General features: G+C 50.7%; 17 protein-coding genes. 9 read left to right on the forward strand and 8 right to left on the reverse strand.

Going from position 1 to position 21,064, the window contains the following annotated elements; all coding sequences use genetic code 11:
- Nucleotides 1–14: 14 nt before the first annotated feature.
- Nucleotides 15–1,349, reverse strand: a complete 1,335-nt coding sequence (locus LVQ79_RS08870) for an MFS transporter (protein WP_232864653.1) — start codon at nucleotides 1,347–1,349, stop codon at nucleotides 15–17.
- 173 nt (nucleotides 1,350–1,522) lie between these two features.
- Here LVQ79_RS08870 and LVQ79_RS08875 point away from each other — a divergent pair, with 173 nt between their 5' ends.
- The gene (locus LVQ79_RS08875) at nucleotides 1,523–2,458 is read left to right on the forward strand and encodes a LysR family transcriptional regulator (protein ID WP_151993053.1); all 936 of its coding nucleotides are present in this window, start codon (nucleotides 1,523–1,525) and stop codon (nucleotides 2,456–2,458) included.
- 48 nt (nucleotides 2,459–2,506) lie between these two features.
- On the opposite strand, the gene LVQ79_RS08880 is transcribed toward LVQ79_RS08875, so the two are convergent.
- Entirely contained in the window at nucleotides 2,507–3,937 is a 1,431-nt protein-coding gene (locus LVQ79_RS08880; protein ID WP_232864654.1) for a 6-phospho-beta-glucosidase, read from the reverse strand.
- Between the two features lie 17 nt (nucleotides 3,938–3,954).
- Entirely contained in the window at nucleotides 3,955–5,412 is a 1,458-nt protein-coding gene (gene ascF / locus LVQ79_RS08885; RefSeq protein ID WP_232864655.1) for a PTS cellobiose/arbutin/salicin transporter subunit IIBC, read from the reverse strand.
- 402 nt (nucleotides 5,413–5,814) lie between these two features.
- On the opposite strand from ascF, the gene LVQ79_RS08890 reads away from it, so the two are divergent.
- On the forward strand, nucleotides 5,815–6,834 hold the full coding sequence (locus LVQ79_RS08890) for a LacI family DNA-binding transcriptional regulator (RefSeq protein ID WP_232864656.1): 1,020 nt from the start codon (nucleotides 5,815–5,817) through the stop codon (nucleotides 6,832–6,834).
- A gap of 29 nt (nucleotides 6,835–6,863) precedes the next feature.
- Here LVQ79_RS08890 and curA read toward each other — a convergent pair whose 3' ends face one another.
- Nucleotides 6,864–7,895: an NADPH-dependent curcumin/dihydrocurcumin reductase gene (gene curA / locus LVQ79_RS08895; protein WP_232864657.1), complete on the reverse strand. Its 1,032-nt coding sequence runs from the start codon at nucleotides 7,893–7,895 to the stop codon at nucleotides 6,864–6,866.
- Nucleotides 7,896–7,991: 96 nt separating this feature from the next.
- Entirely contained in the window at nucleotides 7,992–9,512 is a 1,521-nt protein-coding gene (locus LVQ79_RS08900; RefSeq protein ID WP_232864658.1) for a methyl-accepting chemotaxis protein, read from the reverse strand.
- A gap of 293 nt (nucleotides 9,513–9,805) precedes the next feature.
- Between LVQ79_RS08900 and proP the strand changes: the two genes are divergently transcribed.
- From proP to ygjG, 7 genes are all read left to right on the forward strand, one after another.
- Entirely contained in the window at nucleotides 9,806–11,311 is a 1,506-nt protein-coding gene (proP, locus tag LVQ79_RS08905; protein ID WP_151993047.1) for a glycine betaine/L-proline transporter ProP, read from the forward strand.
- Nucleotides 11,312–12,255: 944 nt separating this feature from the next.
- Nucleotides 12,256–13,824 carry an ABC transporter substrate-binding protein gene (locus LVQ79_RS08910; RefSeq protein ID WP_232864659.1) on the forward strand — a complete coding sequence of 523 codons (1,569 nt, stop codon included), beginning with the start codon at nucleotides 12,256–12,258 and terminating at the stop codon, nucleotides 13,822–13,824.
- A 67-nt stretch (nucleotides 13,825–13,891) separates the two neighbouring features.
- Nucleotides 13,892–14,941 carry an ABC transporter permease gene (locus LVQ79_RS08915; protein ID WP_232864660.1) on the forward strand — a complete coding sequence of 350 codons (1,050 nt, stop codon included), beginning with the start codon at nucleotides 13,892–13,894 and terminating at the stop codon, nucleotides 14,939–14,941.
- Nucleotides 14,941–15,774 carry an ABC transporter permease gene (locus LVQ79_RS08920; protein WP_232864661.1) on the forward strand — a complete coding sequence of 278 codons (834 nt, stop codon included), beginning with the start codon at nucleotides 14,941–14,943 and terminating at the stop codon, nucleotides 15,772–15,774. Before LVQ79_RS08915 ends, LVQ79_RS08920 begins: the two co-directional genes overlap by 1 nt.
- Complete coding sequence (locus LVQ79_RS08925; RefSeq protein WP_232864662.1) at nucleotides 15,767–16,603, forward strand: ABC transporter ATP-binding protein; 837 nt, start codon at nucleotides 15,767–15,769, stop codon at nucleotides 16,601–16,603. Before LVQ79_RS08920 ends, LVQ79_RS08925 begins: the two co-directional genes overlap by 8 nt.
- A complete protein-coding gene (locus tag LVQ79_RS08930; protein ID WP_232864663.1) occupies nucleotides 16,590–17,312 on the forward strand; it encodes an ABC transporter ATP-binding protein in 723 nt (240 codons plus the stop codon). The genes LVQ79_RS08925 and LVQ79_RS08930 overlap by 14 nt, the downstream gene beginning before the upstream one ends.
- Before the next feature lie 252 nt (nucleotides 17,313–17,564).
- On the forward strand, nucleotides 17,565–18,959 hold the full coding sequence (ygjG, locus tag LVQ79_RS08935; protein ID WP_232864664.1) for a putrescine aminotransferase: 1,395 nt from the start codon (nucleotides 17,565–17,567) through the stop codon (nucleotides 18,957–18,959).
- 26 nt (nucleotides 18,960–18,985) lie between these two features.
- On the opposite strand, the gene LVQ79_RS08940 is transcribed toward ygjG, so the two are convergent.
- The 3 genes from LVQ79_RS08940 to lsrF form a co-directional block, all read right to left on the reverse strand.
- Nucleotides 18,986–19,762, reverse strand: coding sequence for a glycosyltransferase family 25 protein (locus tag LVQ79_RS08940; RefSeq protein ID WP_232864715.1), 777 nt, complete (start codon nucleotides 19,760–19,762; stop codon nucleotides 18,986–18,988).
- A 123-nt stretch (nucleotides 19,763–19,885) separates the two neighbouring features.
- Complete coding sequence (gene lsrG, locus LVQ79_RS08945) at nucleotides 19,886–20,176, reverse strand: (4S)-4-hydroxy-5-phosphonooxypentane-2,3-dione isomerase (protein ID WP_232864665.1); 291 nt, start codon at nucleotides 20,174–20,176, stop codon at nucleotides 19,886–19,888.
- The gene (gene lsrF / locus LVQ79_RS08950; protein WP_232864666.1) at nucleotides 20,173–21,063 is read right to left on the reverse strand and encodes a 3-hydroxy-5-phosphonooxypentane-2,4-dione thiolase; all 891 of its coding nucleotides are present in this window, start codon (nucleotides 21,061–21,063) and stop codon (nucleotides 20,173–20,175) included. Before lsrF ends, lsrG begins: the two co-directional genes overlap by 4 nt.
- Nucleotide 21,064: the final 1 nt, after the last annotated feature.

Raw genomic sequence — 21,064 nt, forward strand, 5'->3', positions numbered from 1 at the left:
AGGGTTATTCCTTTTTATTCATCACAGAAAGTTTTGCGTTCATGCCAGGCAATCAATGCACCGAATGTCACTACCGCGCAGAACATCAAATACCAGGCCGGAGCCATCGGTTGCCCGGTGACTTTTAACAGCCAGGTCACGATCAATTGCGCGAATCCCCCAAACAGCGTGACACCAATGGCATAAACCATAGCCATACCAGAAGCACGAACCGCTTTCGGGAAGGCTTCGAGGATCAACAAGAAAAAGGCGGCGGAACTGATATTGGCGAGGATCTGATCCACGGCAATCAGCGCCAGGGTAATACCGAGCGGCGCACCGTGCAGAATGGTGGCAAAGATCGGCCAGATCAGGGCAAATGATCCTAATGCGCAGGCGATCAAAATCGGTTTGCGCTTAGGTAATCTATCTGCCAACTTGCCACCGAAGAATGGCACCACCAGCGTTAATGCCGCTGCCGTCAAACTCACCCACCACGACGTGCTGGCAGGCATATGCAGCGTGTTAACCATATAAGCGGGCATGTAGTAGATGATGATGTAAAACGTAGTGGTGCCTTTCATCACCAGCAAAATGCCCAGTAACAAAGCACGGCGGTGTTCACGCCATAATGTGAGAGTCGGGCTTTCTGCGCTAACGGTTGGCGTCACTGTGTGAGTTTCAGCAAGCTGGCGGCGGATATACAAGCCAATCGGCATAATCGCCAGGCCAACAATAAACGGGATGCGCCAGCCCCAGTCGTAAAGCTGCTGCTCGCTCAGGACATGGCTTAAGCCCGCGCCCATCGCCGCACCAAAAAGTGCCGCACCGCCCTGGCTTGTCATCTGCCAGCTGACACGCGCGCCGCGACGAGATTTGTCCCCGGCTTCCATCAACCATGAGGTCGCCGCCCCTACTTCCCCGCCTGCAGAGAAACCCTGCAGCATGCGCCCGGCAACCAATACGACAGGAGCTAAGATCCCCGCCTGGTTATAGGTCGGCGCAAAGGCCACCATCATTACCCCCAGGGACATGAGCCCGAGGATCAGCGTCATCGCCGATTTACGTCCATGTTTGTCGGCATAGCTCCCTAACACCATGCTACCTAGTGGGCGCATCACAAATCCAACCCCAAAGGTCCCCACCGCCAGCAGTAACGAGGTGTAGTCATTGGAGCTTGGGAAAAAGAGATGACCAATGATCACCGAGAAAAAGCTGTAAACCGCAAAGTCGTAAATCTCGAGGCCATTGCCGAGAGTAACTGCCACCAACGACTTAGCGTTAGCGCGCTCCGGGACCAACGGCGCATCATACGGAAGCGAGGCTGACATCTCGGCATCCACCTGGGCATAGCTGACACGCTGTTTCATGCTCACGTCCTTCTTTGTTACTCAGATGTAAACAACTGGGAGGGGTTGTTTTAACTATCTGCATAAAAAAAGAACATTACAATCATAAAAATTAGTTATGCCTTTGGTTATCTTATTTGTATTGTAAGAGAGCAAATTTTGCACCACGGTGATGATTCTGGCGGGACGGAAAATTGAAAATCAAACTAAATCAGTTAGATATTTTGTTGGAAGTTGCCGCGCAAGGCAGCATCGGTAAAGCGGCAAAGGCGTTACACCTCACACAACCTGCCATTTCTAAAACAATTCAGGAAATGGAAGCTGAAATCGGCATGCCGATTCTGCAACGCTCATCACGCGGCGTAACATTAAATGAGTATGGGCAGGTTTTGCTGCGCCATGCACGGGACATCGATCGTTCGCTACATCAGGCACGGGATGAAATCGACAATCTGCTTGGCAAAGCCATGCGCCAGTTACGGGTAGGTTTTACTTCTGCCGCATCCTACGGGCCATTTACCAACACGCTGATTCAATTTCAGGCGCGTTATCCCGGCGTGAAACTCATCGTAATGGAAGGCCGCCCGCAGCAAATACACGACGCGCTTGAGAACCAGCGGCTGGATATTGCCGTGATTACCACCGCCAGCAATGCGGTGCAAAACGGTATGTATTACGAAACGCTATACGCTTTGAGCAACACAGTGATTGCCGGAATTAAGCACCCCGTAACGCACACCACCTCTTTGAAGAAATTGATGGATTACCCGTGGCTGGACTGGGACGAACCCGGTGAGCATTCGATTCTTGGGCAAGTTTTTCGTCGTTATAACCTACCGCTACCGCAAAACATTATTCACTGCTCATCGCCGTGGATTATGGCCCGTATGATGGAACAGACGGATGCGGTAAGTATGTGGACGTCAGTGCGTCTGCGCTTTCCCGGCTACAGCCCGAACCTGCGTCCGCTGGTGTTACGCGAAGTGCTTCCCGCCAGCAGCATCTGTATTTTGTGCCCCAATATCGCTCGTCTCTCAACGGCTGGAAATACGTTTATGGAAATGCTGAGGATTAATACACGCGACTGGTTGCAGGATAGCGATGCTCTGGAGATGGTGGTGCGGGTTTAAATGTTTTACTGCGGGCAGGCTACAAAGCCTGCCCGCATGACGCACAAGTTAGCTCAAATCAGAACCGTTACTGGCAATCACTTTCTTGTACCAGTAAAACGATTTTTTGCGCGTGCGGGCGAGCGTGCCGTTACCCTGGTCGTCGCGGTCAACGTAGATAAAGCCGTAACGCTTGCTCATTTCCCCGGTCGAAGCCGATACCAAATCAATGCAGCCCCACGATGTGTAACCCATAACCGGGATACCGTCGTCGATAGCATCTGCCATCGCTTTGATGTGCTCACGCAAATAGCTGATGCGATAGTCGTCGTTGATTTGACCCTGCTCGTTAATTTCGTCTTTTGCACCGAGTCCGTTTTCCACCAAGAATAACGGTTTCTGGTAACGGTCGTACATCATGTTCATGGTGATGCGCAGACCCAGCGGATCAATACCCCACCCCCATTCACTCGCTTGAATATGCGGGTTTTTCAGGGATTTCACGATGTTTGCCGCATTGCTGTTTTGATCGTTCATATCGGCCGAAGCGCAACGCGAAGCGTAGTAACTGAATGAGACAAAATCGACGGTATTTTTAAGGATTTCGTCATCACCAGGCTGCACTTCAAGTTCAAAACCTTTCTCGCGGAACAAGCGTTTGGTATAAGCCGGATAAGCACCACGCGCCTGTACATCAATAAAGAACAAGTTCTCACGGTCTTTTTCCAGCGCCGCCCAGACATCTTCAGGCTTGCAGGAGTACGGGTAGAAATTCCCACCCGCTAACATACAGCCAACCTGATTGTTCGGATTCACTTCGTGGGCAATTTTGGTCGCCAGGGCGCTTGCCAGCAGTTCGTGGTGCGTCGCCTGGTACTTCACTTGTTCTTTATTATCGCCTTCTTCGAATACCAGACCTGCGCCAGAGTATGGGCTGTGCAGCAAGATATTGATTTCGTTGAAAGTGAGCCAGTACTTCACCAGTCCATCGAACGCTTCAAAACAGGTGCGCGCATAGCGGGTGAAAAACTCCACCATTTTGCGGTTACGCCAGGAACCATACTCTTTCACCAGATGCATTGGCACATCGAAATGGCACAGCGTGACCAGCGGTTCGATGCCCTGTTTTTTGCACTCGGCAAACATGTCACGGTAAAAAGCGATGCCTTCCGCATTAGGTGTTAACTCGTCGCCATTCGGATAAATACGGCTCCAGGCAATGGAAGTACGAAATACGGTGAAACCCATTTCGGCCATCAGCGCGATGTCTTCTTTGTAACGATGATAGAAATCGATACCGACATGGCTCGGGTAGTATTCGTCATCACGCAAACTAAAACGCTTTTCGATACCCAGTTTTACCGACATACGGTCTTTACCATGCGGGATGGTATCAACCGTGGTTAGCCCTTTACCGCCTTCAAGATATGCGCCTTCAGCCTGGTTCGCCGCAATCGCACCGCCCCATAAAAAATCCTTCGGAAATATAGATTCGCTCATGAGATTCCTCTTCTAAATTAATTAGCGCTTACGGATGCAACAACAGCGTTTGGCTGTACTTGTTCTTTCTCTTTACTTTGCTCTTGTTCAACCGGGATATCTTCGAAGCCCAGTAACAGTGTCAGGAAGAAAGAGAGCACAACCGCCAGGATCATCACGCCAAACACCCATACGATGCTCATTGGATTCGCCGGGTCAAAGAACTGCACGCTGGTAAATAAGCCTGGTGAGGCCATTGAATGGCTCGCAAGCCCGCCAATTCCGGCGACCGCACCGCATACAAAACCACTGATAAGTGCCGCAATCAGTGGACGTTTCAGACGCACCGCCACACCGTAAAGTGCAGGTTCAGAAATCCCCGCCACAATCGCCGATGCTGCTGCAGCCAGCGCCGTCTGGCGCAATTCCGGGTTTTTCGTTTTCCATGCCACAGCCAAAGATGAACCGCCGAGTGACAAGTTGGCACCGATTTCAGATGGCATAACCATCCCTTCTTTGCCTGTCTCTGCGATGGTTTGAATAATAGATGGTGTAAATACACGGTGCATACCGGTCATCACCAGCAGCGGCCACAGCGCGCCCATAATCGCAACCGACAGCCAGCCCAAATAGCTATGAATGGTGTAAACCAGTGATGAAATACCGGTACCAATCCAGATACCCAACGGACCAATTAGCATGATGGCAATCGGTGCGGAGATAAGCACAATCAGCATCGGTTTGAGGAAGTTTTTCGTTACTGCAGGTGTAATGCGATCAACCCATCTTTCGATATAAGAGAGAATCCATGTCATGCACAGCGCTGGGATAACGGTATAAGTGTATTTCACCGCAGTGACCGACATCCCCATAAATTCAACGTGTTGGCCTTGTGCTGCCTTCGCCATCAAATCAACAAAGTTTGGGTGAACCAGCACGCCAGCAATGGCGATGGCCAGCGACATATTGGTTTTGAATTTAACCGCCGCAGAAGCCGCGACCATGACTGGCAGGAAGAAGAACGCGCCATCACCAATCACATTCAGAATGACGAGTGTTGAGGAGCCTTTTTCAAAGACGCCCGTCATGTCCAGAATCATGGCGAGTAGTTTCACCATCGAGCCACCAATAATGGCTGGAATCAGCGGTGACATGGTGCCAATCAACGCATCCAAAATCCCGGCACCAATGCGTTTCAGGGTGATTTTGCCTTTCCCTTGTGCAGGCTCGGCTGGCTGCATACCTTCTGGCAGGAGTTTTAGCACTTCAGCGTAGGCCTGAGAAACCGTGTTACCGATAATCACCTGGCACTGATTTTCACTACGAACAACACCCATCACGCCATTGATAGCTTTCAGTTTTGCAGTATCTACGATGCTGTCGTCATTGAGTACGAACCGCAAACGCGTCATGCAATGAGTCACCGCGCCAACGTTACCTGCGCCACCAATTGCGTCGACTATCGACTGAGATACTGCCGCATAATTCTTAGCCATGAGTTATCACTCTTTTTATTTAAATTCATGATGTTATGAATATATTTTCCGGTGACACCGCATCGACTTGTAGGGAGTCCGAGAAATAGGTAACCGGTTCCACATTAGATTGACCAAGCAAAACAAACAGATCAAACACTAATTTTACATATTGTTAATTTTGTGATTACGATCGCCATAATCAGCCTTTTAAGGCCACTAACACCGCTTTCATACCCTAATTAATTCGAGTTGCTTCGAGGCGGCAAGGGAATGAGTCCCAGGGAGCTTACTTAAGTAAGTGACCCGGGCGAGATCACGCAGCCAACAAAGAAGCAGCTTGAAGTATGACGGGTATGGGGCAGTATTTTGTCGCCGCGGAATGTGTAAAATGGCCGCATTCATAAAAGCCAGGAAGCTCCAATGTCGACAATGCTAGAAGTGGCAAAAAAAGCCGGTGTATCAAAAGCCACCGTTTCACGTGTTCTGTCCGGGAAGGGATACGTCAGCGAAGCCACGAAAGAGCAGGTCTATAAAGCCATTGAGGAGGCAGGGTATCGGCCCAATTTACTGGCGCGTAATCTGGCGACCAATAAATCGGAATGCATTGGTTTAGTGGTCACCAACACGCTTTATCACGGCAGTTATTTCAGCGAAATACTTTCTCAGGCGGCGAAGAAATTAGAAGACAATGGTCGCCAGCTTATTCTGGTCGATGGTAAACACAGTGCGCAGGAAGAAAGGGAAGCTATTCAGTTTCTGCTCGATTTACGCTGCGATGCGGTCATTATTTACCCGCGTTTTTTAACCATTGATGAAATGGATTTGATTATTGAGCAGCATAAAAAACCCATTATGGTGGTTAACCGAAAATTAAGAAAAAATCAAAGCCACTGCGTTTTTTGTGATCATAAAGGCTCCAGTTTCCAGGCAACAAAATATCTTATTGAACGCGGGCATCGCGATATTGCCTTTATTACCGGCTCAATGGACTCCCCTACCGCTATTGAGCGTTTATCAGGCTATAAAGAAGCATTAAATCAATATGATATTGGTGTAAATGAAGATCTGATTGCACAAGGAAAATGGACGCCAGCCAGCGGAGTTGCGGCAGTTGAAACGTTGCTTGCGCGCAAGAACAAGATCAGCGCAATCCTCGCCAGTAACGATGAAATGGCGGTTGGTGCAATGAAACAATTAAACGATATGGGTATTTCTGTTCCTCATGAAATATCAATTATCGGTTTCGATAATATACCTACCGCACCTTATCTCTCACCTGCTTTAACCAGTATCAAAGATCCGGTGAGCGATATGATAAGCGAGGTGATCAACCGCTTAATATCGATGCTAGATGGTGGATATTTGTCGAAAGAGAATGTGTTCACATCGGATTTGTTAGCGAGAAATTCAGTGATTGACGGGCCATTTAAAGATAAATAAAAGCGGCGCGAACTGCGCCGCTTTATACATCACTCTGCGACTTTAACAATCACCTTGCCAAAGTTCTTGCCGCTCAACAGACCGCGGAATGCTTCCACGCTGTGTTCCAGGCCATCAACAATATCTTCGCGGAACTGGATTTTTCCTTCCGCCAGCCACTGGCTCATCTGCTTAAAGAATTGCGGGTAACTGTCGCTGTAATCCTGAGAAATAATAAAGCCTTGCACGCGCAGGCGTTTTTTCAGGATCGTGCCCATCAGCAGCGGTAATCTGTCCTGTTCAAACGCACTATTAGCCCCGTTGTACTGGCTGATAACACCACATACCGGTACACGTGCTTTGGTGTTCAGCAGTGGCAGAACCGCATCAAACACGGCGCCGCCGACATTTTCAAAATAGACATCAATGCCTTTGTCACAGGCTTTTTTCAGCTGTTCGGCAAAATCCGGGGCTTTGTGATCAATACAGGCGTCAAATTTCAGCGTTTCAGTGACGTAACGGCATTTATCCGCACCACCTGCGATCCCCACCACTTTGGCTCCGCGCAGTTTCGCCACTTGCCCGACAACCGAACCAACCGCGCCGCTGGCTGCCGCCACGACCACGGTTTCACCCGCTTGTGGATTGCCGATATCGGTCAGGCCCATATACCCGGTAAAACCAGGCATGCCGAGCAAACCAAGCGCATATGAAGGGTGCTGCATATTCGGGTCGAGTTTTTGCACATCACTGCCATCAGACAATGCGTAATCCTGCCAGCCGGTATAGGCCAGGACCAGATCACCCGCTTTATAGTCCGCATGTTCGGATTTTTCGACACGGCACACGGTGCCCGCGCCAATCACATCGCCAATGGCAAGTGGTGGCGTATAAGATTCGGCATCATCCATGCGCCCGCGCATATACGGATCGAGAGATAAATAGAGCGTGCGCAGCAGTAATTGTCCTGCAGCGGGTTGCGGGACAGGCGCTTCTTCCAGCTTGATATCTTGACTGGTCGGCATGCCTTGCGGGCGTTTCGCCAGCACAAAGCGGCGGTTAATCTGGGACGACTGAGTCATAACGCTCTCCATTGATAGGGTCGTGAGTAAAAATTCAATTAGTCCCAGACTAGCTAATAATCCACCGACATGGGGTGAAAAATGTGCCATTTAACATCAATGCAAAACCGTCACGGCATCTTCCAGACGCGTTGCCCGATGTTTCACCATCGCCGACACTTCTGCGCTTTCTTCGACCAGCGCCGCATTTTTCTGCGTGATGGCGTCCAGTTCTGCGACCGCACGGGTTAAATCGGACAACCCTTCCGCCTGTTCGGAAGTGGCAAGGCTGATTTGCCCAAGCAACTGCGTGACATTTCGTACCTGGGAAACAATATCATTCATGGTGCGCCCCGCTTCGTGAACCTGAATGGTGCCGGACTGCACTTTACTGGCGCTGGCATCAATCAGCTTGCGGATATCGTTCGCCGCCGTTGCACTACGTTGTGCCAGATTTCTCACTTCTCCGGCAACTACAGCAAAGCCTTTGCCCTGCTCTCCGGCTCGTGCTGCTTCTACCGCCGCGTTAAGCGCCAGGATATTGGTCTGGAAGGCAATGTCATTGATAAGGCTGGTAATGGAGCCGATACGTTGCGTACTGTCGGCGATGTCATCCATGGTAGTCACAACAGTTTCCATCGCCTTGCCACCGTGGGCTGCGGCCTCGCTCGCGGAACTTGAAAGCTTATCAGCGGCTGCGGCAGTTTCTGAATTGTTCTGCACCGACACCGCCATCTGGCCCATGGTGGTGACGGTTTGCTGCACGTTGACAACCGACTGGCGCGTGCGCTCATTGAGCTCCACATTGCCCTGGGCCAGCATTTCGCTGCCGCTGCGCACGTTCTCAACCTGATGGCTGACATCATGAATTAGCCAGCGGCACATCAAACCTAGCTGGCCAATGGCACGCAGCGTCATACCAATTTCATCCGTTCGCGCAAGATGCTGCACACGCTGTTGATTTCCGGTGGCGACTTCCAGCGCCTGGCGGGCGACATTTTCCAACGGGCGGGCAATTTGCCATTCGAGCAGCAAGCAAGCCACCACACTCGCCAGCGCGCTAATCAACACCGGAAGCGAACCCAGACCTAACGATAAAGAAGCGGCCATCATCAGCACAAACACGCAACTCATGATCATACGAATACGGCCCCGCAGCCGTAACGCGGGTAATTTCCCCAGCCAGCCTTTACGCAAAACCAGGCCTTTAAACAGGCTACGTTTGCAGCGCCCTTCTTTGAGCGCTTTATAGAGCGGCTCGACCGCGGCGATCTCTTCAGGCTTCGCTTTAGTGCGAATTGACATATAGCCCGTCGTCTTGCCATTGCGAACCACCGGCACAACATTCGCCCTTACCCAGTAATAGTCGCCGTTTTTGCGCTGATTTTTAACGATACCGGTCCAGGGTTCTCCTTTTTGCAGGGTGAACCACATATCGGCAAAGGCGGCTTTGGGCATATCGGGATGCCGCACGAGGTTGTGGGGCTGCCCGGTGAGTTCATGAAGCTGGTAACCACTCACCTGCACAAATGCGTCGTTCGCATGGGTGATTGTGCTTTTTAAATCGGTTGTCGACATCAATGTCGTGTCGTCATCAAGCAGGTATTCATGCTGTGTAGCAGCCGCGCGCGCAGTCATAGCAACTCCCTTGGCAGGTTATCCAATTGTTAATATTTTTAGTTGTATTGTTATTTCGGCGCTGCAAAATTTTACTTTAGCGGTTAAACTTGACGGCGATCACACTTTTTTAACTAAGCCATATTTTTTATAATGATTTTGGATGGGGAGCACATTTCCCATTAATTTCATGAAGTTATTAATGAAAATGTCATAGTGACGCTAAGTGCTGGAGTTTTGACCTTCAATTTGCAATCGGCACACTACACTTAGTACGGGGCCGTTTCGCCCCCGCAAGGAAAAAGAGGATAATAATGTTAAAAAGGAAAAAGAAAGTCAGACCTATTAAGGTCAGTGACGTCACCATCATCGACGATAGTCGCCTTAAAAAGGCAATTACCGCCGCCTCGCTTGGCAATGCGATGGAATGGTTTGATTTCGGCGTATACGGCTTTGTTGCTTACGCCCTCGGTAAGGTTTTCTTCCCGGATGCCAGCCCTAGTGTGCAGATGATTGCCGCACTGGGTACCTTCTCTGTCCCCTTCCTGATTCGCCCGTTGGGTGGCCTGTTCTTCGGCATGCTCGGTGACAAATATGGGCGCCAGAAGATCCTGTCCATTACCATTATCATTATGTCCTTGAGTACCTTCTGTATTGGCCTGATTCCGTCGTACGCGACTATTGGTATCTGGGCGCCAATCCTGTTGTTACTTGCGAAAATGGCGCAAGGGTTCTCAGTGGGTGGTGAATACACTGGTGCTTCGATATTTGTCGCCGAATACTCACCAGACCGTAAACGCGGCTTTATGGGCAGTTGGTTGGACTTCGGTTCCATCGCCGGTTTTGTCTGTGGTGCGGGTGTCGTGGTGTTGATTACCGCTATCGTCGGTGAAGCTAACTTCCTTGAATGGGGCTGGCGTCTGCCGTTCTTCCTGGCGTTACCATTAGGGATTATCGGCCTGTATCTGCGCCATGCACTGGAAGAAACTCCAGCGTTCCAGCAGCACATCGAAAAGCTTGAACAAGGCGATAAAGAAGGTCTGACTGATGGCCCAAAAGTCTCGTTCAAGGAGATTGCGACCAAACACTGGCGCAGCCTGCTGACCTGTGTCGGTATCGTTATTTCCACCAACGTCACCTACTATATGTTGCTGACGTATATGCCAAGTTACCTGTCGCACAATCTGCATTATTCCGAAGAACATGGCGTGCTGATTATTATCGCCATTATGATTGGGATGCTGTTTGTGCAGCCGATGATTGGCCTACTGAGTGACCGTTTTGGCCGCCGTCCATTTATCGTCGTCGGTAGCTTGGCATTGCTTGTTCTGGCGATCCCGGCCTTTATTCTGATTAACAGTAATGTGCTGGGGCTGATATTCGCCGGGCTGCTGATTCTGGCAGTCGTGCTGAACTGCTTCACCGGGGTGATGGCTTCGACTCTGCCCGCCATGTTCCCGACGCATATTCGTTACAGTGCCTTAGCCAGTGCCTTTAATATTTCGGTGCTGGTTGCGGGTGTGACCCCAACGGTTGCGGCGTGGTTAGTGGAATCGACCGAAAACCTGATGATGCCAGCGTATTATCTGATGGTGGTGGCGGTTGTCGGTTTGATTACTGGATTGACGATGAAAGAGACGGCGAATAAACCGTTAAAAGGCGCAACACCTGCGGCCTCTGATATCGCCGAAGCGCGTGAAATTGTTCAGGAACATCACGATAACATCGAGCAAAAAATCGAAGATATCGACCGTGAGATTGAAGAATTACAGGCGAAGCGTACCAATCTGGTGGATCAGCACCCGCGCATCAACGAGTAATTTCTGACTGATACAATTTTGACTGCTATAAGGACGCCGGGTATATGCCCGGCGTTTTCATTTCTGCATTACCGCTTACACCTCTGTCTCTTAGTCACATCTCCGTGAGTCGTGAGACAGTTCCGTTCACCCGGTGTTCAGTGTTTCATGTGGCCACTGTACCGGTGAACGTCTTAGGGTGGCCACCGTCGCCACCCTAAGAACCCGGACTCCCGGCAAATCAATCACCGCAAGCGGTAAACACCGTTTTTCACCCAACATTCGCGGTCGTTCGCGACTCGTTTATTCGGCACATCCCTGTGCCGAACCACTTCGTGGCCAACGCAAGCGTTGTTCAAAAATGTTCCTGACATTTTTGTCCGACGATCGCTCACTCACGTGGCTCCCGGCCACGTGACCCCGACTGAAGGGTGAAAAACGGCGCGATTGAAGCCGGAACCTAAGGTCAACGTCAAAACCCAAAGACAGCACCGAGCCGGTTTTGACCTTGTTCCCGGTATAAATTGCCCCAGTGTTCCCCATAAGTCAGGGTTGAGCTGCCGGGAGCAGCGAAAGAGAGCGATCGTCGGGAACGAGTCGCGAACGACCGTGATGTTGGGGATAAGCTGGGGTTTACCGCGCAGCGGCAATTTAATGACCGGGCGCCTGGATTATCAAGGGATTGGCGTTAATCCCTTGATACGTTCACCGTGTGCAGGAATTAAAGAGATAACTGAACGCACGGGTGAACGGAAAATCAACGAGGCTTACAGATCTCACTCTGACAAAATTGCTCGAGTAAGTTGCGTATAAGAGACAGCTCATTCCTGGTGGGAATGGGTTATACCTTATGTTTATAAGCAAAGTATTATTTGGACTTTGTGAATATCCATTACTCACCTAACGTAACCCAGTCCGCGAATAACAACTCATAAAGAATTCCTCTCTTTTACGCAGGGTGCAATATGCAAAGAAAAATACTGCCGTTAATGCTCTTAGCTGCAATCTCCGCAAGCAGCTTTGCCGCCACACCGCCAAATACTTTAATTGTTGCCCAGGGACTGGACGATATCGTCAGCCTTGATCCTGCGGAAGCTAATGAACTGTCGAGCATTCAAACGGTGCCAAGCCTTTACCAGCGCCTGGTGCAGGCCGACCGTGAAGACCCGGCGAAAGTGGTCGCGGTGCTGGCAGAAAGCTGGCAGGGCGATGCGGCTAACAAAAAACTGACCATTAAGCTGCGCCCGGATGCCAAATTCTCATCGGGCAATCCGCTGCGCCCTGAAGACGTGATCTTCTCTTATACCCGTGCAGTTACGCTCAATAAGTCCCCGGCGTTTATCCTTAACGTCCTGGGCTGGCAGCCAGACAACATCGCCAGCCAGTTGAAAAAGGTCGATGACCACACGCTGGAATTGCACTGGACGGCTGATGTTAGCCCGGCGGTAGCACTGAATATTCTCTCCACACCGATTGCCTCTATCGTCGATGAAAAAGCCGTTTCCCCCAATGCGAAAGCCGGTGATTTCGGTAACGAATGGCTGAAAATGCACTCTGCGGGCAGTGGCCCATTCAAGATGCGTGTTTACCAGCCGCATCAGGCCATTGTGTTAGACGCGAACCCAACCTCACCGGGTGACGCGCCTAAAGTTAAAAATATCATTATTAAAAACGTGCCAGACCCTGCCGCTCGCCGCTTGCTGATTCAGCAAGGTGACGCCGATATTGCCCGCGACCTGGGTGCGGATCAGACCAGCGCACTGGAAGGAAAACCGGGAGTGAAAGTGCTGAGCATCCCTTCTGCCGAGCAGAACTATATGGTGTTCAATGCGGGTAACGATGCAAATCCGTTGCTGAAAAACCCTGCCCTCTGGGAAGCCTCTCGTTATCTGGTGGATTACCAGGGCATCACCAAAGATCTGTTGAAAGGCCAGTACTTTATCCACCAAAGTTTCCTGCCGGTTGGTTTCGCCGGGGCTCTGGACAACAATCCATTCAAATTTGACCCGGCAAAAGCGAAAGAGATCCTCGCCAAAGCAGGTATCAAAGACGCGCACTTCACGCTGGATGTAGAAAACAAGCCACCGTTTATCACCATCGCGCAGTCTATGCAGGCAAGCTTTGCTCAGGGCGGCGTGAAGATTGATCTTCTGCCAGCCGCGGGCAGCCAGGTGTACGCTCGTGTTCGTGCTAAACAGCATCAGGCGGCGATTCGTCTGTGGATCCCGGATTATTTTGACGCCCACTCCAACGCCAGTGCCTTTGCTTATAACGATGGCAAAGCAAGTACCGTTGCAGGTTTAAACGGCTGGCAAATCCCGGAGTTGAGCAAGCAAACTCTGGCCGCAGTTGCGGAGGCTGACCCGGCGAAACGCCTGGATCTGTATAAAAAAATACAGGAAGAAGTTCAGCACAATTCGCCGTACGTATTTGTTGATCAGGGTAAAACCCAGATCGTGGTGCGTGAGAATGTGAAGGGCTACCAGCAAGGTTTGAATGCGGATATGGTGTATTACGATCGAGTGAGCAAATAACTGCTTTGTCTCCTTTCTCTTGGGGGAAAGGAGACAATCCGCGAAATATGTTTAAGAAGAGTTCCGCATGTCAGACATCTCCACCCTTTCAGCCTCGAGTCGCTTAAACCGCTCATTGTTGACGCTGCTCCAGGGGCTGTTTACCCTGGCGCTAACGATTATCGGTTTACTGCTTATCACTTTTGCCCTGTCGGCACTTTCTCCAGTGGATCGTGTACTGCAAATCGTTGGCGATCATGCAAGCCAGGCCACTTACGATCAGGTGCGCCACCAGCTTGGTCTGGACCAGCCCCTTCCCGTTCAGTTCTGGCATTACCTGACCAGTCTTGCTCATGGAGATTTAGGCACCGCCAGCGCCACTGGGCAGCCTGTATTACACGATTTACTCGCCGCCTTCCCGGCAACACTTGAACTTGCGACCCTCGCGCTGATTATTGGCAGCGTTATGGGCGTTATTTTTGGTGTACTTTGTGCTCGATTTGCCGGCTCACCATGGGATTTAGCGGTGCGCACGTTCACACTGCTTGGCAATTCAGTCCCTATCTTCTGGTTGGGGCTGCTGATGCTGGCGTTTTTCTATGCACGGCTTCAATGGAGTGCCGGGCCGGGGCGTCTGGACGATATTTATCAGTACAGCGTGGAGGCCAAAACAGGCTTTGTGTTGGTCGATACCTGGCTATCTGGCGATCGTGATGCCTTCCTGAATGCTATCAATCACCTCACGTTACCCGTGTTACTACTCGCCTATTACTCGCTGGCCAGTATTACCCGCCTCACACGTACCGCTTGTCTGAGTGAAATGAACAAAGAATACATCACGCTGGCACGCGCCAAAGGCGCCGGGGAGATGGCGATTCTGGTGCGCCATGTGCTGCCCAATATTCGCGGCACATTGTTTACGGTTATTGCGCTGGCGTACACCAGCATGCTTGAAGGTGCGGTACTGACTGAAACGGTCTTTTCCTGGCCGGGTATTGGGCGCTATCTCACCACCGCTCTATTTGCGGGCGACACCACAGCGATTATGGGCGGCACACTGTTGATTGGCGTGTCGTTTGTCATTATCAACAATCTGACTGACGTGCTGGTGCGTGTCACCGATCCGAGGGTGCGCTAATGCCGTCTTATCTCTTTTTACGCCGCACATTGCGCTCACCGGCGGCACTGTGCGGGTTAATCATCATTACCCTGCTAGTGCTGATTGCCATCTTCGCTCCGCTACTCGCACCGTTTGATCCGAACTGGCAGGATGCCGCAGCACGTCTGCAGGCACCCAATGCTCAGCACTGGTTGGGCACCGATAGCTATGGTCGCGACCTGCTCTCACGTCTGATTTATGGCTCACGCCCTGCTCTTGGCCTGGTGTTGCTGGTCACAGTGATAACGCTCCCCGTTGGGCTGCTGATCGGTATTCTTTCGGGCTATTACGGCGGTTGGCTGGAGCGGGTGTTAATGCGTTTTACCGACGTCGTTATGTCGATGCCACGCCTGATTCTGGCCTTTGCTTTTGTGGCAATGCTTGGCCCAGGCCTTGTGAATGGCGCTCTGGCGCTGGCACTCACCACCTGGCCTGCCTATGCACGTCAGGCGCGCAGCGAAATTCAGCGTCTGCGCCATAGCGACTATCTCGCCGCCGCAGAAATGATGGGAATTCGTGGAGCGCGCCTTTTAGCAGGTCACATTCTGCCGCTGTGTTTACCTTCGGCGATTGTGCGCCTGGCGCTCGACTTAGCCGGGATTATTCTAGCCGCAGCCGGGTTGGGTTTCTTAGGCCTGGGAGCCAGACCGCCGATGGCAGAATGGGGTTCGATGATCGCTGACGGTATGCAGGTTATTTTCGATCAGTGGTGGATTGCCGCAATTCCAGGTACCGCCATTTTGATTAGCAGCCTGGCGTTTAACTTACTGGGTGATGGATTGCGCGACGTGCTGGAGCCTGGAAATGACTGAGAATCGTATTGAAGTCAGTGGATTAAACATTGATTATCCGGGCGCTCGGGTCGTGAATAATCTCTCATTCACGCTAGGTAACGAACGACTGGCATTGGTAGGCGAATCGGGATCGGGTAAATCGATGACCGCCAGAGCGTTAATGGGTCTGGTGCGTAAACCGGGCAAGGTAAGCGCAACTCAGCTAAAAGTGTTGGATAACGATCTGCTCAGTATGCGTAACCGTGACTGGCAACGCCTGCGTGGTAATGATATCGCGATGGTTTTACAAGACCCTCGCTACGCACTTAACCCGGTGAAAAGCGTTGCACAGCAAATTGATGAAGCACTGCGCTTGCATCAAAAGCTATCTGGTTCACAGCGCCGTGAGCGGATCCATGAAGTGATCGGCGCTGTTGGGTTACAGGAAAATGTGCTGTCACGCTACCCGGCAGAACTCTCCGGCGGCATGGGGCAACGCGTGATGATCGCAATCGCTCTGGTCAACAATCCAAAAGTGTTGATCGCCGACGAACCGACTTCTGCGCTGGATGCTCGCCTGCGCAACCAGATTCTGGAACTGCTGGTTGAACAGTGCGAGCAGCGCCAGATGGCAATGTTGCTGATAAGCCACGATCTGCCGCTTGTTGCACAGCATTGCCAACGTGTACTGGTGATGTATCAGGGACAAAAAGTGGATGAGATGGCAGCCAGTCAGCTTGCCACAGCAACACATCCTTATACCCGTACGCTCTGGACATGCCGCCCTAACGCTGCAACTTACGGCATGATGCTACCGACTTTAGACCGCAGCCAGAATTTACAGGGAGAACATCATGGCGATCGTTGAAGTCAGTAATCTATGCGTGCAATTTAGCGCGAAAGGCCAGACCAAAACCGCCGTTCGCGATGCCAGTTTCGCTATTAATTCAGGGGAAACATTCAGTTTAATTGGCGCATCAGGGTGTGGGAAATCTACTATTTTGCGCGTCCTCGCGGGTTTACAACGCGAGTGGCAAGGTGGCGTAAAACTGCTGGATGGGGTAATTAAACCCGGCGTGCGTTTTCAGGGTGATTTGCGCCGCAACGTGCAAATGGTGTTTCAGGACCCGTATGCCTCTTTGCATCCTAATCACAACATTTACCGCACGCTTGCTGAGCCGCTAATGATTCATGGGGAAGTGCAAATAGCTGATCGCGTGGAAGAGGCGCTCCTTCAGGTAGGGCTACCAACGGATGCAATGAAGCGCTATCCGCACCAGCTTTCCGGCGGGCAGCGCCAACGTGTCGCTATTGCGCGAGCGCTGCTGTTGCGGCCTAAAATTCTGCTGCTTGATGAACCCACTTCGGCACTCGATATGTCCGTGCAGGCCGAAATTCTCAATCTGTTAAATCGCCTCAAACAACAGTTCGGCATGACCTATCTGCTCGTTAGCCATGATGCCGATGTGATTGCGCATATGTCGGACCGCGCAGCATATATGGCAGGCGGCATCATTAAACATGAGTTTGACCGCGCCGCTCTGGTGCGAGGCGAGCACCGCATGGATGCCGCGTAAGCGGCAATCTGTAAACGCACCAATAAGCAGCATGACGCATGGTTATGGTGCAATAAAACCAGATATCACATAGCAAACTCGCCTCTGACCAGCATATTTAGCCGCAAAACGTGACTCTTTGTGATTAATTATTACGCAATCCCAAATCCCCCAGATCGTTTATCCTGATTTTTGTTAGGGGAAGCGAAGTGGCGTATTCCCTGCAATACTTGTTATGTGTATCGCGTGATACGCCATTCCCAGGAGCACATTTTGAACAGGTTACCGACTAGCGCTTCGGCTCTTGCCTGCACAGCGCACGCTTTGAACATCATCGAAAAGAAGACACTCACCCATGAGGAGATGAAAGCGCTAAACCGAGAGGTTATCGAAAACTTCCAACAGCATGTGAATCCGGGTTTTCTTGAGTATCGCAAATCAGTGACCGCCGGCGGGGATTACGGAGCCGTAGAGTGGCAAGCGAGTAGTTTAAATACGCTTGTCGACACCCAGGGTAAGGAATATTTAGATTGTCTGGGTGGGTTCGGCATTTTTAACGTGGGGCACCGTAATCCAACAGTGGTATCCGCCGTACAGCATCAGCTAGAAAAACAACCCCTGCACAGTCAGGAGCTGCTCGACCCCTTACGGGCGATGCTCGCCAAAACGCTTGCGACCCTCACTCCGGGTAAACTCAAATACAGCTTCTTTAGCAACAGCGGTACAGAATCGGTTGAAGCCGCGATTAAACTCGCCAAGGCCTATCAATCTCCACGCGGGAAATTTACCTTTATCGCAGCCAGTGGCGCGTTTCATGGCAAATCTCTCGGGGCGTTGTCAGCAACAGCAAAATCGGCTTTCCGTAAACCGTTTATGCCGTTACTTCCGGGTTTCAGGCATGTTCCGTTCGGCACTATAGACGCGATGCGTACTATGTTAAGCGAATGCCGTAAAACCGGCGATGATGTCGCGGCCGTAATCCTTGAACCTATTCAAGGTGAAGGCGGCGTGATTATCCCACCAGCAGGTTATTTACCGGCGGTTCGTAAATTATGTGACGAATTTGGCGCACTACTGATTTTTGATGAAGTGCAAACCGGTATGGGACGTACGGGCAAAATGTTCGCCTGTGAACATGAGAACGTGCAGCCTGATATTTTATGCCTCGCCAAAGCACTCGGCGGTGGCGTAATGCCGATTGGTGCCACCGTTGCGACAGAAGAAGTATTTTCTGTGCTGTTTGATAATCCTTTCCTGCACACCACAACATTTGGCGGCAACCCGCTGGCCTGCGCGGCTGCACTTGCAACCATTCATGTGCTGCTTGAGCAGAATCTACCGGCACAAGCGCAACAGAAAGGACAACTGTTGGTGGATGGCTTCCAGGCTCTGAAACGCGAGTTTCCGGAACTGGTGGTTGATGCCCGCGGGCAAGGTTTGTTGATTGCCATCGAGTTTAGCGACAACGAAATTGGCTATAACTTTGCCAGCGAAATGTTCCGCCAGCAGGTGCTGGTCGCCGGAACGCTCAACAATTCGAAAACCATTCGTGTTGAGCCTCCACTGACTATCACGATTGAGCAGTGTGAACATGTGTTGGGCTGTGCGAGGAAGGCTTTGCAGGGATTACGTGTAACAAAGCGTGAAATGGCAGGAATAGCTGATTAGCAACTAGAGCAATAGTTCCTATGGAACTATTGCTCTTGCGCTCTCAATTTTTTCACGTTAATTATTTTGTAAAATAAGGGTGTGAACATACGACGCAGACGATTTCTAACTTTTACTTTGAATGGTCTGTTGGCCATAATCTTTAACCATATTTCTTTCTTTTTCTTTATATGGTTCTCATCAATACCATCTTCAAGAATAACAGATTGTTGCGCATGTTCAGCTAAAGTTACTGGCTCAGGATAAACTGCTAACGTCTTAATCGCTGAATAGTCTTCGAAAAGCTGCCACTTATCTGCAACCATCCATACAGGGAAAAGTAATTTTTCCAGGTTACGAGCGGCCTCAAGATTAATCATATAAGCATGAGTGGTGGTTGCATGGTAAACAGGATAAATTGCATATTGATGATTAATATCCAGAATTTTTTTATCTATAATTCTATTTGTTTTACTCAATAACAATACTTTCGGTTCATCGTTATAGTTAGCTAATGGGTCAACCTCTACTAACGTTTTAACTATGTCTGATAGCAATGCATCATCTTCTAAAATCAGCGCTGTTTTTATTCCTTCATCAATCATTTTACGATAAATATAAATATGACTGAGAGCGCAACCTACCTCACCTGGCTTAACTGCATAGCAGTCCTTTTGAGTCACGGCTGCGAGTTCTTCTTGAGAAAATTTCCTGCCGTCTACAGCATTAAATATTTCAAAAGGAAGGCCTAATTTCTCGCACTGTAAAGAGATGGATTGTCTTCTTTCAACAGAGCCTTCAAGGTTTACGATAAAAATCTTCATCACGGTAATCATCCCTGATAAATATAAAATTGCACCCGGCAAAAGGTGCCATCAAAGTATGCGCATCATTATAAAGACGTATCGACAAAAATCTCTCTAAACTTACCTCAGTTGTATCAAACCCTAAGGCAACAACCCCACAAAACTCCGCTTCTTACGCGGTTCTGACATCATCTCTTCAAGCTTATCAACACACGCTAAGTAATGCGGCGTTTGCTTATGCGCCAGCACGGCTTCATCGTCCTGGTAGGCCTCATAAATAAAGAACCGCGTAGCAATATCCGGGTCCTGCAACACATCAAAACGCAGATTCCCCGGCTCTTTGATTGAGCCTTCATGATTGGCGCGGAACACGTCCATAAACTCGTCCACACGCTCCGGTTTAATATTAATTTCCACCAGCGTCACGTTCATGCCTTGCCTCCATGGTGTTTTTCATCCAGCCAGAATTGATACGCTTCGCGGGCGGGAACATTTTCATGCACCACCTTTTTCACCGCTTTTAGCATGGCGAGCGGCGCGTCTGACTGGAAGATATTACGCCCCATATCCACGCCGGATGCGCCCTGGTCGATGGCCCGGAAACACATATCCAGCGCCTCTTGTTCCGGCAATTTCTTGCCTCCGGCGATAACGATCGGCACCGGGCAACTGGCAGCAACCTTCTCGAAACCCTCTTCGACAAAATAGGTTTTCACAAACTGCGCCCCAATTTCTGCAGCGATTCGGCTGGCAAGCGAGAAATAACGCGCATCACGCGCCATCTCCTTACCCACACCGGTTACAGCGAGAGTTGGAATGCCATAGCGTGTGCCTTCGTCCACCAGCTTGATGATGTTGTTGATCGACTGATGCTCGTATTCACTGCCGATATAAATCTGCGCCGCCACCGCACAGGCGTTGAGGCGCAACGCGTCCTCCATCGTCACAGCCACACTTTCACGCGACAATTCGCTGAGAATTGAATTCCCGCCCGAGGCCCGCAACACCACCGGTTTGTTGGTAGCTGGCGGAACCACGCTGCGTAAAATACCGCGCGTACACATCAGCACGTCCGTTTCTGGGAATAGCGGCGCAATCGACAAATCAATGCGCTCAAGGCCCGTCGTCGGCCCCTGGAAATAACCGTGGTCGAAGGCCAGCATCACGGTGCGCCCGGAATCAGGGTTAAAGATTCGCGCCAGGCGCGACTGCATTCCCCAGTCCAGCGCCCCGCTGCCCTTCAGGTAAAACGCTTGGTTCTCCTGAGGACGGCCAATGCCGTAATCTTTGCCTTCACGGATATCATCAAGATCTGCCATT

The organism is Buttiauxella cochleicola (assembly GCF_021282405.1).
GTDB lineage: Bacteria > Pseudomonadota > Gammaproteobacteria > Enterobacterales > Enterobacteriaceae > Buttiauxella > Buttiauxella massiliensis.